Raw genomic sequence first — 15,819 nt, forward strand, 5'->3', positions numbered from 1 at the left:
ACGGCTCGACGCTATCCCCGCGACCTCGTCGCGGGAACCGTCATCGGCGCGGCTCCAGCGACGCGGCGGCGCGGTGTCGGTGTCCCGCCGGGGCACGTCGGTGCCGGTGGTCGCGCACCTCGGTGCCGCTCGCCCGCACCGGCGCACGCCGCCCCGGTTGCCGGTACGCCCCGTCCGTGCGGGGATGGGGCGTGCTCGCTGACCCGACAGGGACGCGCCGGTGACCGGCCGCCCGCCGCTGCGCATCTCGGTCGTCGTGCCCGCGCGCGACGAGGAGGACCGGCTCCCGCGCTGCCTCGCCTCCCTCGCGGCGCAGACCCGCCTGCCGGACGAGGTGGTCGTGGTGGACAACGCCAGCACCGACGCCACCGCCCGCCTCGCCGCGGCGGCGGGCGCCCGGGTCCTGCACGAGGCCGAGCGCGGCATCTGGCCCGCGGCCGCCGCCGGGTACGACGCCGCCACCGGCGACGTGATCGCGCGGGTGGACGCCGACACCGTGCTGCCGCCGGACTGGCTGGCCCGGGTCGAGGCGCTGCTCGCCGGCGACCCGGGGTGCGCGGCGGTCACCGGGCCGGGGCGGTTCCGGCTCGGGCCGGCGGACGCGCCGGGGCGGTCCCGGCCGGACGGTCGCAGCCTGCTGGGCCGGCCGGGCGGGCCGGGGGCGCGGGGCGGGCCGGGGGCGCGGGGCGGGCCGGGGCTGCTGGGGCGGATGGGCGGCGGGCTCGCGCACCTGCTGTACATGCGCGCGTACTTCGTCCTCGGAGGGCTCGCGCTCGGCGGCCCCCCGGTGTTCGGGTCGGCGTGCGCCGTGCGGGCCACGGCGTGGCGGGCCGCCCGGCACGAGGTGCACCGCGAGGCCGACGTCCACGACGACCTGGACCTGAGCTTCCACCTGCCGCCCGGGTCGGTGCGTTACGACGCCGGCCTGGCGGTGTCGATCTCGGCCCGGCCGCTGCGGTCGCCGCGCGGGATGGGCCGGCGGCTCGCCCGCGGCTGGCGGTCCGTGGTGCTGCACTGGCCGGAGCAGGCGCCGTGGCGCGCACCCGGTCGGCGGGCGGCGTGGTGGCAGGGGTCGCCCGCGGTGGCGGGGCGGACGCGGCGCTGACGCCGGGCGGACTGCCGGTGTGGTCGGGTCGTGCAGTCGGTGTGGTCAGCCGGACGGGCGGACCGGCTGGCGCAGCACCGTGCGCAGCCGCTCGGGCGCGACCCGGCGCGGGTCACCGAGGTAGATCTCGTGGTGCCGGCCGTTCCAGGTCAGGCCGCGGTCGGGCATGACCTCGTGGTGCAGCCGGGCGAGCGTGGGCGCCTCGTCGTCGTACGACCCCACGTGCAGCACCTGGAGGCACCGGCCCTCGTCGAGCGTCAACGGCCGGACCCGGTCGACCGGGAGGTCCGGCTTCCGCCCCGCCGCGGCGGCGAGCCCGTCGGCGACGTCCTCCGCCGCCACCGCGTCCGGCAGCGGGATCAGCATCGTCCAGCACCAGTCGCCCTTGCGGCCCGCCGTGAACGCCGCGGGGTCCGCGCTCGACCACAGCCCCTCGAGCGGGCCCACCACGAACGCCTCGCCCGTGCGCCGCTTCAGCTCCGCGCGCACCGCGTAGGCGGCGGTGTACAGCGCGCCGACGGCGTCCGCGTAGGCGGCGGACGTGTTCGGGTCGCCGTGCCCGTCGACGGCGAGGTAGTCCGCCGGAGGCACCACCACCTCGGCCCACTCGACGCCCGCCCGGTACTGCTCGGCGCGCTCGCGCCGCACGTCGATCGCCACCGTCGTCCCTCCCGAGGTCGTCGTCCCACCATCCTGGCGCAGCCGGACGAGCACGCGGCAAGGTCCGCCCGCGCCCGCCCGTCCGCCCCCTCGTACCGCGAGTGAGCAACCGACACGTCGAGCGAGTAGTCGGCGACTACTCGCTCGACGTGTCGAGTACCCCCTCGGCGCGCCGGGCGGGCCACGGGACCCGAGCGGCGGGCGGGCGGCCGGCGGGGCACCCGGGGCCGGGGCCGGGGCCGGGGCCGGGGCCGGGGCGAGCACCACCCAGCGGCGCGCTCGGCGCCACTCAGGCGCCGCTGAGCGCGTCCCGGGCCGTGCCTAGCGTGGCCCGGTGAGCCCGCCGACGGCCCCGGCCCCCACCGAGCCCCGTGCCGACGGCGCCGCCAGCCACCAGCTGCTGCTCGGCGCGTCCCTCACGCTCGTGGTGCTCGGGCAGGTGATGGTGCTCTCCGCGTCCGCCGTGGACTCGATCGCCCGCGGCAACTCCCCCTACGCGCTCGCGGCGGAGCAGCTGCAGTTCGCGGTGCTCGGCGTCGCGGCGATGCTCGTGGCCGCCCGGGTGCCGCTGCGGGTGTACCGGAGGGCCGCGGCGCCGCTGCTGCTCGCCGCGCTGGTGCTGCAGCTGCTCGTGTTCACCCCGCTCGGGCTCAGCCAGGGCGAGCGGCGGAGCTGGGTCGCGCTCGGCCCGGTCGTCGGCCAGCCCGCCGAGGTGGTCAAGCTCGGCCTGGTGCTGTGGCTCGCGCGCGTCCTCGCGGCCCGGCAGGAGGGCATCCACGACTGGCGGACCGCCGCGTTCCCGGCGGTGCCGGGCGCGGTGGTGGCGGTCGTCGCCACGCTCGCCGGGCATGACGTCGGCACCTCGCTCGTCATGGCGACCCTCGTCGCGGCGGCGCTGTTCGTCGCGGGCGCCCCGCTGCGGCTGTTCGCGGTGGCGGGCGCCGCGTCCGCGCTCGCCTTCGTGGCGATCGCCGCGTCCGCGCCCCGCCGGGTGCAGCGGATCAGCGACTGGCTGGGTGGCGACTGCGACCCCCTGGGCAGCTGCTACCAGACCACCCAGGGCCTGCGGGCCCTGGCCTCCGGCGGCTGGCTCGGGACCGGTCTCGGGCAGTCCCGGCAGAAGTGGTCCTACCTGCCCGAGGCCCACAACGACTTCATCTTCGCGATCATCGGCGAGGAGCTCGGGCTGGCCGGGACGCTCCTGGTGCTGGCGCTGCTCGCGGTGCTGGCGCTGGCCATGCTGCGGGTGATCGGCCGGCACCCGGACCCGTTCGCCCGCATCGTCACGGGCGGCGTGCTCGGGTGGGTGGTGTCGCAGGCGCTGATCAACATCGGGACCGTCATCGGCCTGGCCCCGGTCATCGGCGTGCCGCTGCCGCTGGTGTCGGCGGGCGGCTCCGCGCTGGTCGCCACGATGCTGGCGCTCGGGGTGGTCCTGGCGTGCGCGCGCACCGAACCGGGGGCGGCAGAGGCGCTGGCCGCGCGCCCGGGGGTGCTGCGGCGGTCGCTCGCGGTGCTCGGGCGGCCGCGCGCCGCCCGGACGCGACGAGCGCGCTGATCGGCCGAGGGGGGGGCCGGGTCCGGGTCAGCCGACCGCGCCGACCCAGACGTCGACCGGTGCCGGGGTCGAGGGTGATGCGTCACACCCGCGAGGCGGGCGGAGAAAGCGCTGGGGTCGTACGGCCGGCCGCTGCTACGGTCGTGCCGTGGAGACGATCGAGGTCGACAGAGCCTAGCCACCGGACCGCCGGTGGCTCGCCCCGTCGTCCGACGCGCAGCGCCGGTCCGCCCGTCCGGGCGTCGACCGCGCCGCGACGAGTCCCCCCGGCACGTCCGGCGCCGCACCGCCCCCGGTGCGCGCCGACCCGTCGCCCGCTCGCGCACGCGCCGCACTCCCGTGCACCGCGCGTCGTGCCCGCGAACCGCGCCCCGGGTCGGCCGCCCACGCCGACCAGCGCTCCCCCGCCCGCGGGCCGGGGAGGGAGAAGAGCACGCCCATGTCCCCGTCCCCGTCCGTCACCCTGCGCGCCGTCACCCTGGTGTGGCCCGACGGCACGACCGCCCTCGACCGCGTCGACGGCACGTTCACCACGGGCCGCACCGGCCTCGTCGGCCGGAACGGCGCCGGCAAGTCCACGCTCCTCCGGCTCGTCGCCGGCCTCCTCGCCCCCACGGCGGGCGTCGTCGACGTCGCCGGCGAGGTCGGCTACCTCCCCCAGACGCTCACGCTCGCGCGCGACACCACCGTCGCGGCCCTGCTGGGCATCGACGGCACCCTGGCGGCGCTGCGCGCCATCGAGTCCGGCGACGTCGACCCGCGGCACTTCGACGCCGTCGGAGACGACTGGGACATCGAGGCCCGCGCGGGCGAGGCGCTGGACCGGATCGGGTTCGCCGCGGCCGACCTGCCGCGCCGCGTCGCCGAGGTGTCGGGCGGCGAGGCCATGCTGATCGCGGTGACCGGGCTGCGCCTGCGCCGCACCCCGGTCACGCTGCTCGACGAGCCCACCAACAACCTCGACCGGCCGACCCGGGCGCGGCTCGCCGAGATCGTCGACAGCTGGCCCGGGACGCTCGTGGTGGTCAGCCACGACCTGGAGCTGCTGGAGCACGTCGACCGGATCGCCGAGCTGCACGACGGCGTCCTCGAGACGTTCGGCGGCACCTACAGCGCCTGGCAGGAGCACCGGGCCGCGGAGCAGGCCGCCGCCGAGCAGGCCGCGCGGTCCGCGCAGCAGGCCCTCCGGTCCGAGAAGCGCCAGCGCGCGGAGGCGGAGACGACGCTCGCCCGCCGCGCGCGGACCGCCCGGGCGACCCAGCGGGACGGGGGCATCCCGAAGATCCTCGCGGGGAACCGCGCCAGCCGGGCCCAGGCGTCGGCGGGCGCGCTGCGGTCGACGCTCGACGACCGGGTCCGCGCCGCCCAGACGGCTGTCGACGCCGCCGACGCCCGGGTGCGGGACGACGAGCACATCCACCTGGCCCTGCCCGACCCCGGGGTGCCGCGCGGGCGGCGGATCGCCGAGATCGTCGACGCCGGCGGCACCGTCGTCGTGCAGGGCCCGGAGCGCGTCGCCCTCGTCGGGGCGAACGGCACCGGCAAGACGACGCTGCTGGAGCACCTGGTCCGCGGGACCGCGCCGGTGCCCGGCCGCCCGCACGGTCGGCTGCTGACGGATGCGGTCGGGTACCTGCCGCAGCGGCTCGACGGCCTGGACGACGAGGCCGGCGCGCTGGCGGCGGTGCAGGCCGTCGCGCCCGGGACACCTGCCGGGACGCTGCGCAACCAGCTCGCCCGGCTGCTGCTCCGCGGCGACGCGGTCGACCGGCCGGTGCGGACGCTGTCCGGCGGCGAGCGGTTCCGGGTCGCGCTCGCGCGGCTGCTGCTCGCGGACCCGCCCGCCCAGCTGCTGGTCCTCGACGAGCCGACGAACAACCTCGACCTCGCGAGCGTCGCGCAGCTCGCGGAGGCCCTCGACGCCTACCGGGGTGCGCTGCTCGTGGTCAGCCACGACCGGCCGTTCCTGGAGCGGATCGGGATCGACACGGTGCTCGAGCTGACCGCGGACGGACGGGTGCACCGGCGCGCGGAGCTCCCTGCCTGAGCCGCGTGCGGCGGCCCGGGTGCGTCGGCACCCGGGCCGCCGGGGCGGCTCGACCCGCCGGCGAGGGGTGTCGCGCCGCTCAGCCGCGCGCGCCGCGCGTCCAGACGGTCGGGTCGCCGCCGCGGTGCTCGAGGCCCCTCGAGCCGCCGAGATCCACGTCCCCGCCCGGGCCGACAGCACCCCGAACAACGGCGCCGCGAGCGTCGAGCCGGGCTACGCCGCGGCCATCTGGATGCCGTGGTCGCAGCCCGGCTGCCGTCAGGCGCCGTCCGCCTGCGCGATGCAGAACTGGTTGCCGTCGGGGTCGGCGAGCACCGTCCAGCGGAGGCCGGGCATCGCCTGCTGGGCCACCAGCGTCGCGCCGTCCGCGAGCAGGGCACGCACCGCGGCCTCCCGGTCCTGCGCGTGCATGTCGACGTGCACGCGGTTCTTCCCGGGCGTGGGATCCGCGACCTTCTGGAACGCGAGCGCGGGACCGTCGGGTCGGTCGACGGTGACGAACCAGCCGTCCGCCTCGTCGCGCACCGTCCCGCCGACGTGCCGGGCCCACCAGGTCGCCAGGGCGACCGCGTCGGTGGTGTCGAAGGTGATCATGCCCACGGAGAGGGTCGTCATGAGCACACCGTAGAGCGCGGCCCGTCAGCGGCGGGACGCGGTCGGGCGGTCGCCCGCCGTCACCACCCCCGCCCAGCCCGGGCGGGTCGGGCGCGTGCCGAGGCGGTCCGGCCGGGAGCGGTGGACGACGTACGGCCGCCAGGGGTACCCGACCGCGGACGGACGGGCGCACCGGCGCGCGGAGCTCCCTGTCTGATCGGGGCGTCGCGGCCTGGGTGCTGGCACCCAGGCCGCGACGGCCGGACCTCCGTTCTCCTCCGATCCCGGCGCCGCCCGCCGATCGGTGCCCCGTCCGGTCCGGGGGCGGCTCCCCCGTCGAGAGAACGAGGGAACCCATGCCACACGCCCGTCCGACATGGTCGGAGCGGCTGCGCCGCCCGGCCGCCCTCGCCGCTGCGGCGGCCGTCGTCGCGATCCTGGCGCCGGCGTCGCCGGCCACCGCAGCGGTCACGGCCACCGTCACGCTCTCCGCACCGGTCGCGGGGGCGGAGCGGATCGACCGCACCGCCACCTACGACCTGAGCTGCGACTTCGACGGACCGACCGAGCGCACGGGCGGGTTCTGGGCGCTCAGCAGCAGCGCGGGTCGCGCCGGCGGCGGCGAGCTCACCCTGGTCGACGACGGCCTGCACCGCTCCGGGCAGTTCACCATCGACTACGCCGCGCTGCCGGCGGGCTCGTACACGATCACCGCGGCCTGCTACACGACGTCGTCGTCCTCGGTATGGACGACCCGGCCCGTCACGCTGGGCGACGTCGCGACGTCCACCACCGTCGTCTCGCCCGGCACCGTAGTGCTCGGCCAGCAGTCGACCCTGGCCGCGACCGTCGTCGGCGTCCCCGCCGGCCAGCTCGTCCACTTCGCCCTCGGCGAGGACGAGATCGGGACCGCACCCGTCGACGCCTCGGGCCGCGCGCAGATCTCCTACGCGTTCACGACCTCCGGGACGGTGTACGCCCGGTTCCTCGGCTCGGAGGGCTTCGCCCCCTCGGGCTCCCTGTCCTCGGTGACCGTGCTGTCCGACGTCGTCGCGGGCACGTACTCGTACGCGCCGCGCCCGACCGTGGGCACCCGGGTCCAGTTCGACACCTGGGGCTGGAGCCCGTCACCGCAGCAGGGCCTCACCCTCGGCTACGCGTGGTCGGTCGGCGGCGAGGTCGTCAGCCGCGAGGAGACCTTCACCCCGTCGGCCGAGCAGGTCGGCCAGGAGCTGTCCGTCACCGTGACCGGCTCGCACCCGCTCCTGGCACCCGGCACCGCGAAGTCGCTCACGACCGTCATCGGCACCGTCGAGCGCGGGACGATCACCGAGGGGCACGTGAGCGTCGAGGGCACCGTGGACGGCCAGGCCGTCCTGGGGCAGCCGCTCGTCGCGCGCGCCTCGGGCTGGACGGGCGCGACCGTCTCCTACCAGTGGTTCATCGGCGACGACGAGTTCTCGCGCCCCGGTGACACCTACACGCCGGTGCCGGCCGACCTGGGCCGGTCGATCCGGCTGCGCGCCACCGTCACCGCCCCCGGCATGACGACGGTCTGGGACGACGCGTGGGTCCGGGGCTCGGTCGCGACCCCGACCGTCACCGTCGGTTCGTCCACCGTGACCGTCGGCCGCGACGCCGTCGTGCCCGTCACCGTCGCCGGCCCCGCGGGCGCGCCGGTCCCCGCGGGCGAGGTGCAGGTCACCCTGACGCCCCGTGCCGGCGGCGACCCGGTCGCCCTCGACCCGGCGTCGCTCACCGGCAGCGGCACCGCCTCCGTCTCCGTGGCCGGCCTCGCGGTGGGCACCTACGACGTCGTCGCGACGTACCTGCCCGGGTCGAGCCCCCACGCCGCGTACTCGGTCCCCGCGGCGACCGACCTGCCGTCCGACCCGTACCGCACCGCCACCGGCTCCGGCACCGTCACCGTGACCAAGGCCGCGGTCGGGGTGCGGCTCGACGGCGCGCTGACGGTGGCGGTCGCGACCCGGGGCGAGCTGACCGCGGCCGTCACCGGCGCCGCCGCGGGACAGGCGTTCGTCGTGCGCGAGGGCGGCACCGTCCTCGGGCGCGGCACGGTCGCGGCGGGCGGCGGTCTGACGTTCCGCCTGCCCGTCCTCGCCGTCGGCGCCCACGACGTCGTCGTGGAGCTGCCCGAGACCGCCACCACGCTGGCCGCGTCGGCGACGGCGCGGGTGACGGTCCTCGGCGAGCCGCCCCGCGTGGGCGTGCTGCCGACCGCGGCGCTGGACACCCCGAAGGCCGCGACGGCCCCGGGGCAGCAGATGGAGCTCGTGGCCGAGGGCTTCCAGCCCGGCGAGACCGTCGCGTTCTACCTGCACTCCGACCCGGTGTTCCTCGGCACGGCCGTCGCCGGCGCGGACGGGGTCGCCCGCCTGCTCGCGACCGTCCCCGCGGACGTCCCGGCTGGCGCGCACACGGTGTACGCGACCGGCGGCACGACCGGGCGCTGGGCGACGCTGGCCGTCGAGCTGGCCGTCCCCGGCGCAGCGGCGGCTCCGTCGGCCGGGACCGGGGCTCCTGCGGCAGCGCCGCCGGCCGCGGCGGCCGGGGACCTGGCCGTCACGGGCGCGCAGACCGGCGGGGCGCTGGCCGCCGCGTGGCTGCTGCTGCTCGGCGGCGCGGGTCTCGTCGTGCTCGCCCGTCGGGCGCGCGCGTCGCGCTGACTCCCGGGCGCTGCCCCGGGCTGCCCGGCGAGCTGGGGCGAGCGGGCGCCACCCTCCGCCGAGGTAGGACCCCTGCACCGAGGTAGGGCCGTCCACGGTCCTACCTCGGCGCGCGGGTCCTACCTCGGCGCGCGGGTCCTACCTCGGCGCGCGGGTCCTACCTCGGCGCGCGGGTCCTCCCTCGGCGCGCGGGTCCTCCCTCGGCACGAGGTGCGGGCGGGCGAGCGATCTCGGCGTCGTCAGCGGCGCCCCGCGCGGGGGCGGTCGCCCGCCGTCACGCCCTCCCAGCCCGGACGGGTCGGGCGCGTGCCGAGGCGGTCCGGCCGGGAGCGGTAGACGACGTACGGCCGCCAGAGGTACCCGAGCGGGACGCTGAACACGTGCACCAGCCGCGTGAACGGCCACAGCGCGAACAGCAGCATGGCCGCCATGCCGTGCAGCTGGAACCCGAGCGGGGCGTCCGCCATGAGCTCCGGGTGCAGGTCGAACCGGAAGATGCCGCGGAACCACACGGAGACGCCCTCGCGGTAGTCGTAGTGGCCGCCGAGGTTGAGGATCGAGCCCGCGATCGTGTTCCACATGCCCAGCGCGATGACGACCGCGAGCACCAGGTACATCACCTTGTCCATGCGGGTGGTCGCGCGGAACACCGGCCCGACGGTCCGCCGCCGGTAGATGAGCAGGACCAGCCCGACCAGGGTGCACACCCCGGCGACGGCGCCGATGCTGATCGCGAGCGCGTGGTAGACCTCGTCGCTCATCCCGACCGCCCGAGTCCAGGACTTCGGGATGCCGAGGCCCATGACGTGCCCGAGGAACACGGCGAGGATGCCGAAGTGGAACAGCGGGCTGGCCCAGCGCAGCAGCCGCCGCTCGTAGAGCTGGGACGACCGCGTGGTCCAGCCGAACTTGTCGTACCGGTACCGCCAGACGTGGCCGAGCACGAACACGGCCAGGCAGACGTAGGGCACGACGACCCAGAGCAGGACGTCCCGGGTGGAGGTCATGGGCGGGCTCCGATCGTGACGGGCTGCGGTCCGGGGTAGGTGTCGAGGCCGACGTCCTCGTCGGGCGGGCCCTCGGCGGCGAGCCGGGCGACGGCCTCCCGGTCGTCGCCGCCGAGCGGCGGGAGGGTGGCGCACACCGACACCAGGGCGTCGGCCCACGGGGACCGGGCGTCGAGGAGCGCGAGCCGCAGCAGCTCGAGCCCCGCCCGGTGCGCGAGCAGCAGCCCGATGCCGGCGGCCCGGCCGGCGGCGTCCCCCGCGCCGCACAGCTCCAGGACGACCCCGAGGTGGTCGGGCAGCTCGCCGTCGGCGACCTCGAAGCCCGCGTGCCGCAGCGCCTGGGTGACCTCGACGAGCGCGACCCCGCGCCGGCGGGTGTCGCCGTAGGCGTAGTACGTCAGGTACGGGCTGCACCGGCGCTTGAGGTCGAAGGTCGCGACGTAGTCGGTGGCGAGCTCCGGGACGGGACGGGCCCCGAGGTGGTCGGCGAGGCGGCGCAGCGGGTCGCCGACCTCCGGGCGCACCTCGTCGAGCGCCGCGCGGACGGTGGGCAGCAGCGCGAGCAGGTCCTCGGTCGGGTAGTCGAGCAGGAGCGCGGCGGCGCGGTGCGCGACGGCGTGCTCGCGGGTCGCCAGGCGCCGGGCGGTGGCGGCGCGCTCGACGCGGTTCACGGCGCCCCCGTCCCGGGGCCGCTCGCACCGTCGGCGTCCGGCCCCGGGTCCGGGTCGCCCGCGGCTCCTGCGTCCCCCGGACCCCCCGCCCGCGGCGGGAACATCCCCTCGGGCGCCCCCTTGCCGTCCCAGTTGAGCAGGTTGACCCGCGCCCGCCGGCTCGACGGGTCGGCCACCGTGTCCGCGGTCTGCCGCTGCTGCAGCATGTGGAAGTTCTCCACCGCGACGGGGTCGTTCCGGAACGCGCCGCCCGAGCCCTCGCCGAACGGCCCGGACCCGCCCATCCCCGGACCGCCGTCGTAGTCCAGCGCGCACTCGGTGGCCAGCTCCTCGAGCTGGTGCGCCTGCTCGGCGTGCGCGGTCGGGATGACGTACCGCTCCTCGTACTTGGCGATCGCGAGCAGCCGGTACATCTCCCGCATCCCGGCCTCGTCCATCCCGACGTCCGCGGGGATCGACGGGTCGCCGGCGCGGCCCATGTTCAGGTCGCGCATGTACGACCGCATGGCGGCGAGCTTGCGGAGCACCGCCGTCACCGGGGCGGTGTCGCCGGCGGTGAACAGCTCGGCCAGGTACTCGACCGGGATGCGCAGGGTGTCGATGGCGGCGAACAGGTTGCCGGCCGCCTCGGCGTCCTCGCCGGTCTCGGCCACGACGTCCACGACCGGCGACAGCGGCGGGATGTACCAGACCATCGGCATCGTGCGGTACTCGGGGTGCAGGGGCAGCGCCACCTCGTAGTCGTGGATCAGCCGCCACACCGGCGACCGCTGGGCCGCCTCGACCCAGTCCCGCGGGATGCCCGCGCGCTCGGCCTCCCGGACCACCTCGGGGTCCCGCGGGTCGAGCAGGACCTCGCGCTGGGCCGCGAGCAGCCGCTTCTCGTCCGGCTCGCTCGCCGCGGCGAGCACCCGGTCGGCGTCGTAGAGCACCAGCCCGAGGTAGCGCAGCCGCCCGACGCACGTCTCGGAGCAGACGGTCGGCAGCCCGACCTCGATGCGCGGGAAGCAGAACGTGCACTTCTCGGCCTTGCCGGTGCGGTGGTTGAAGTAGATCTTCTTGTACGGGCAGCCGGTGACGCACTTGCGCCAGCCGCGGCACTTGTCCTGGTCGACGAGGACGATGCCGTCCTCCGCCCGCTTGTAGATCGCGCCCGAGGGGCAGGACGCGGCGCACGACGGGTTGAGGCAGTGCTCGCAGATCCGCGGCAGGTAGAACATGAACGTCTGCTCGAACTCGAGCCGCACCTTGTCCGACACCTTCTGCAGCACCGGGTCGGCCGCGGTGAGCGTCGGCCCGCCGCCCAGGTCGTCGTCCCAGTTGGCCGACCACCTCACCTGCATGTCCTGGCCGGTGAGCAGGGACTTCGGCCGGGCGACGGGGCTGTGCTCCTGCAGCGGCGCGGAGGTCAGCCGGTCGTAGTCGTAGGTCCACGGCTCGTAGTAGGCGTCGATCGACGGCTGCTTGGGGCTGGCGAAGATCGTCAGCAGGTTCTTCAGCCGGCCGCCGGCCTTGAGCTGGAGCCTGCCGCGCCGGTTCAGCGTCCAGCCGCCCTCCCAGCGCTCCTGGTCCTCGTAGCCGCGCGGGTAGCCCTGGCCGGGCCGGGTCTCGACGTTGTTGAACCAGACGTACTCGGTGCCCGCGCGGTTCGTCCACGCCTGCTTGCACGTGACCGAGCAGGTGTGGCACCCGATGCACTTGTCGAGGTTCATCACCATCGCCATCTGCGCCATGACTCGCATCAGTACTGCACCTCCTGGCTGCGGCGGCGGACGACGGTGACCTCGTCGCGCTGGTTGCCGGTGGGACCGAGGTAGTTGAACGCGTAGGACAGCTGCGCGTAGCCGCCGACCAGGTGGGTCGGCTTGATGAGCAGCCGGGTCAGCGAGTTGTGGATGCCGCCCCGTCGCCCGGTGGTCTCGGTGAGCGGCACGTCGATGAGCCGGTCCTGCGCGTGGTGCATGTAGACGGTGCCGGCGGGCATCCGGTGCGACACCACCGCCCGCGCCACGACGACGCCGTTGCGGTTGACCGCCTCGACCCAGTCGTTGTCCGCGACGCCGATGGTCTCCGCGTCGCGGTCGCTCATCCAGATGGTCGGGCCGCCGCGGGACAGCGACAGCATGAACAGGTTGTCCTGGTACTCGGAGTGGATCGACCACTTGTTGTGCGGGGTCAGGTACCGCACGGTGACGCCCACCCCGCCGTCCCGCGCGCCGCCCGGGCCGCCGAGCAGCGGCTCGTCGAACAGCCGGTTCATGTCGAGCGGCGGCCGGAACACCGGCAGGTTCTCACCCAGCTCGGTCATCCAGTCGTGGTCGAGGTAGAGGTGCTGCCGGCCGGTGAGCGTGTGCCACGGCTTGAGCCGCTCGACGTTGATGGTGAACGGGGAGTACCGCCGGCCGCCGGTCTCCGACCCGGACCACTCAGGGGAGGTGATCACGGGGACGGGCTCCTGCTGGGTGTCCCGGAAGCTGACCCGCTTGCCCGCGTGCTCCTCGGCGAGGTCGGCGAGCGGGCGGCCGGTCCGCGCCTCGAGGGTGTGGAAGCCCTGCACCGCCAGCCGGCCGTTGGTGGTGCCGGACAGCGCCAGGATCGCCTCGCAGGCGTCGACGTCGCGGGCCAGCGACGGCCGGCCGGCCGCCGGTCCCCCGCGGACGACGCCGTTGACCCGGCCGAGCAGCTCCACCTCCTGGGTGACGTCGAACGTGACGCCCTTGGTGGTGGTGCCGAGCGTGTCGATCACCGGCCCGAGCGCCGCCATGCGCGCCGCGACCGCCGGGTAGTCCCGCTCGACCACGACCAGCTTCGGCATGGTCTTCCCGGGCACCGGGTCGCACTCCCCGTCCTTCCAGTCGAGCACCCGGCCGTGCGGGGTGGCGAGCTCGTCCGGGGTGTCGTGCGTCAGCGGCACGGCGACGACGTCGCGGCGGACCCCGAGGTGCTCGGCCGCGAGCTCGCTGAACCGGCGGGCCAGGGTGTGGAACGCGTCGAAGTCCGTGCGCGTCTGCCACGGCGGCGCGATCGCGGGGCTGAACGAGTTCACGAACGGGTGCATGTCCGTGGTGTTCAGGTCGTGCTTCTCGTACCAGGTGGCCGCCGGGAGCACGACGTCGGAGTAGATCGTCGTGCTGGTCATCCGGAAGTCGAGCGCGACGAGCAGGTCGAGCTTCCCGGAGGGCGCGTCCTCGCGCCAGACCACGTCCCGGGGACGGGCGCCGGGCGGGGCCTCGTCGGCCCGCAGGTTCGAGTCGGTGCCGAGCAGGTGGTGCAGGAAGTACTCGTTGCCCTTCGCCGAGCTGCCGAGCAGGTTCGCCCGCCAGACGGTGAGGACCCGCGGGAAGTTCTCCGGCGCGTCCGGGTCCTCGGCGGCGAACCGCAGGTCGCCCGACCGCAGCTGCTCGGGGATCGTCTCGGTCACCGGGCGCCCGGCCTGCTCCGCCTCGTCCGCGAGGTCGAGCGGGTTGCGGTCGAAGGTCGGGTACGAGGGCATCCAGCCGAGCCGCGCCGACTGCGCGATGAGGTCCGCGGTGGTGCGCCCCGCGAACCGGCCACCCGTCCCCGGCGCCGCCGCGGCGAGGGTGTCGGCGGAGAACGGGTCGTACCGGAACTGGTCGGTGTTGAGGTACCAGTACGCGGTCTGGATCATCGTCCGGGCGGGCCGACCCCAGTCCAGCGCGTTGGCGTACATGCCGTGGCCGGTGACCGGCCGCACCTTCTCCTGCCCGACGTAGTGCGCCCAGCCGCCGCCGTTCACCCCCTGGCAGCCGGTGAGGGTCGTCAGGGTGAGGAACGCCCGGTAGATCGTGTCCGAGTGGAACCAGTGGTTGGTCCCGGCGCCCATGACGATCATCGACCGGCCGCGGGACTCCTCGGCGTTCGCCGCGAACTCCCGGCCGATCCGCTCGGCCTTCGCCGCCGGCACGCCGGTGAACTGCTCCTGCCAGGCCGGGGTGCACGGCGAGTCGGCGTCGTCGTAGCCGGTCGGCCACTCGCCCGGCAGCCCGGTCCGCCCGACCCCGTACTGCGCGAGGACCAGGTCGAACACGGTGGTGACGAGGTGCCCGCCGACCCGCCGGACCGGCACCCCGCGCCGGACGGTGGCGGCGGCGCCGTCGAGGGTGTCGAACCGCGGCAGCACCACCTCGACGGCGCCCTCGCCCGCCGGGTCGTCCGCCATCGTCAGCAGCGGGTCGACCTCCCCCAGGTCGAGGTTCCACCGGCCCGCGCCGGCCTCGCCGTAGTGGAACCCGAGCGACCCGCCGGGGACGACCGGCGCCCCGGTGACCCGGTCCACCAGCACCGTCTTGAACGCCGCGTGCTCGCTGCGCGCCTCGGCGCCCGGCAGGTCGGCCGCGGTGAGGAACTTCCCGGGGACGACGCCGTCGGCGGTCTCGTCGAGGCGGACCAGGAACGGCAGGTCGGTGTACCGCTTCACGTAGTCGGTGAAGTAGGGCACCTGCCGCTCGACGTAGAACTCGCGCAGCATGACGTGGCCCATCGCCATCGCCAGCGCGCCGTCGGTCCCCGGGGCGGCGGCCAGCCACTCGTCCGCGAACTTCACGTTGTCGGCGTAGTCCGGCGCGACCGCGACGACCTTCTGGCCGCGGTAGCGTGCCTCGGCCATCCAGTGCGCGTCGGGGGTGCGGGTCACCGGCAGGTTGGAGCCCCACATGATGAGGTAGCCCGCGTCCCACCAGTCCCCGGACTCCGGCACGTCGGTCTGGTCGCCGAACACCTGCGGCGACGCCACCGGCAGGTCCGCGTACCAGTCGTAGAACGACAGCATCGGCGCGCCGATCAGCGAGTGGTACCGGGCGCCGGCGCCGTGCGACACCATCGACATCGCGGGGATCGGCGAGAACCCGGCCACCCGGTCCGGCCCGTACGCGCGGATGGTGTGCACCTGCGCGGCCGCGACGATCTCGATCGCCTCGTCCCAGCTCGCGCGGACCAGCCCGCCCTTGCCGCGGACCTCCTTGTAGCGGCGGGCGGTCGCGGGGTCCTCGACGATGCTCGCCCACGCCGCGACCGGGTCGCCGCCGGCCCGCCGCTTCGCGTCCCGGTACAGCTCCAGCAGCCGGCCGCGGACGTAGGGGTACCGGACCCGGGTCGGCGAGTAGGTGTACCAGCTGAAGGCGGCGCCGCGCGGGCAGCCCCGGGGCTCGTACTCCGGCCGGTCCGGGCCGACCGACGGGTAGTCGGTCTCCTGGGACTCCCAGGTGATGATCCCGTCCTTGACGTACACCTTCCACGAGCACGAGCCCGTGCAGTTCACGCCGTGCGTCGACCGGACGACCTTGTCGTGGCTCCACCGGTCGCGGTAGAAGGTGTCCGCGTCGCGGCCGCCCTGCTGGTAGAGCGTGCGCAGGTCGGGCGACACCTCGCCGCGGCGGAGGTGCCGCCCCAGGCGGAGCAGGGCGTCCGAGGCGGGCGAGTCGAGCCCCGGGGCGAGCGGGGTGTCGGGTGCGTTCACGGGGGCTGCTCCTC

Annotated in this window: 10 protein-coding genes; 4 read left to right on the forward strand and 6 right to left on the reverse strand. The window is 75.9% G+C overall.

The window, feature by feature from the left end; translation table 11 throughout:
- Positions 1–220: 220 nt before the first annotated feature.
- Complete coding sequence (locus tag FS882_RS01780; protein WP_262347997.1) at positions 221–1,105, forward strand: glycosyltransferase family A protein; 885 nt, start codon at positions 221–223, stop codon at positions 1,103–1,105.
- A gap of 45 nt (positions 1,106–1,150) precedes the next feature.
- On the opposite strand, the gene FS882_RS01785 is transcribed toward FS882_RS01780, so the two are convergent.
- Positions 1,151–1,765 (reverse strand): GyrI-like domain-containing protein, encoded by a 615-nt coding sequence (locus FS882_RS01785; protein WP_158370155.1) that lies wholly within the window; start codon positions 1,763–1,765, stop codon positions 1,151–1,153.
- A 334-nt stretch (positions 1,766–2,099) separates the two neighbouring features.
- Between FS882_RS01785 and ftsW the strand changes: the two genes are divergently transcribed.
- Positions 2,100–3,323, forward strand: a complete 1,224-nt coding sequence (ftsW, locus tag FS882_RS01790; RefSeq protein WP_158370157.1) for a putative lipid II flippase FtsW — start codon at positions 2,100–2,102, stop codon at positions 3,321–3,323.
- A 439-nt stretch (positions 3,324–3,762) separates the two neighbouring features.
- Positions 3,763–5,370 (forward strand): ABC-F family ATP-binding cassette domain-containing protein, encoded by a 1,608-nt coding sequence (locus FS882_RS01795; RefSeq protein WP_158370159.1) that lies wholly within the window; start codon positions 3,763–3,765, stop codon positions 5,368–5,370.
- Between the two features lie 258 nt (positions 5,371–5,628).
- On the opposite strand, the gene FS882_RS01800 is transcribed toward FS882_RS01795, so the two are convergent.
- Positions 5,629–5,985 (reverse strand): VOC family protein, encoded by a 357-nt coding sequence (locus tag FS882_RS01800; protein WP_158370161.1) that lies wholly within the window; start codon positions 5,983–5,985, stop codon positions 5,629–5,631.
- A 335-nt stretch (positions 5,986–6,320) separates the two neighbouring features.
- Here FS882_RS01800 and FS882_RS01810 point away from each other — a divergent pair, with 335 nt between their 5' ends.
- Positions 6,321–8,651: an Ig-like domain repeat protein gene (locus FS882_RS01810; RefSeq protein WP_158370165.1), complete on the forward strand. Its 2,331-nt coding sequence runs from the start codon at positions 6,321–6,323 to the stop codon at positions 8,649–8,651.
- A gap of 239 nt (positions 8,652–8,890) precedes the next feature.
- Here the strand turns inward: FS882_RS01810 and narI are convergent, their stop codons facing one another.
- Genes narI through FS882_RS01830 form a run of 4 tightly spaced genes read right to left on the reverse strand, consistent with a single transcriptional unit; the run spans position 8,891 to position 15,805 of the window.
- Positions 8,891–9,658: a respiratory nitrate reductase subunit gamma gene (narI, locus tag FS882_RS01815; protein ID WP_158370167.1), complete on the reverse strand. Its 768-nt coding sequence runs from the start codon at positions 9,656–9,658 to the stop codon at positions 8,891–8,893.
- The gene (narJ, locus tag FS882_RS01820; protein ID WP_158370169.1) at positions 9,655–10,329 is read right to left on the reverse strand and encodes a nitrate reductase molybdenum cofactor assembly chaperone; all 675 of its coding nucleotides are present in this window, start codon (positions 10,327–10,329) and stop codon (positions 9,655–9,657) included. The genes narI and narJ overlap by 4 nt, the downstream gene beginning before the upstream one ends.
- Positions 10,326–12,071, reverse strand: a complete 1,746-nt coding sequence (narH, locus tag FS882_RS01825; protein ID WP_158370171.1) for a nitrate reductase subunit beta — start codon at positions 12,069–12,071, stop codon at positions 10,326–10,328. The genes narJ and narH overlap by 4 nt, the downstream gene beginning before the upstream one ends.
- Positions 12,071–15,805 carry a nitrate reductase subunit alpha gene (locus FS882_RS01830; protein WP_158370173.1) on the reverse strand — a complete coding sequence of 1,245 codons (3,735 nt, stop codon included), beginning with the start codon at positions 15,803–15,805 and terminating at the stop codon, positions 12,071–12,073. The genes narH and FS882_RS01830 overlap by 1 nt, the downstream gene beginning before the upstream one ends.
- Positions 15,806–15,819: the final 14 nt, after the last annotated feature.

This window comes from Cellulosimicrobium cellulans (genome assembly GCF_007679345.1).
GTDB classification, from domain to species: Bacteria; Actinomycetota; Actinomycetes; order Actinomycetales; family Cellulomonadaceae; genus Cellulomonas; species Cellulomonas cellulans_A.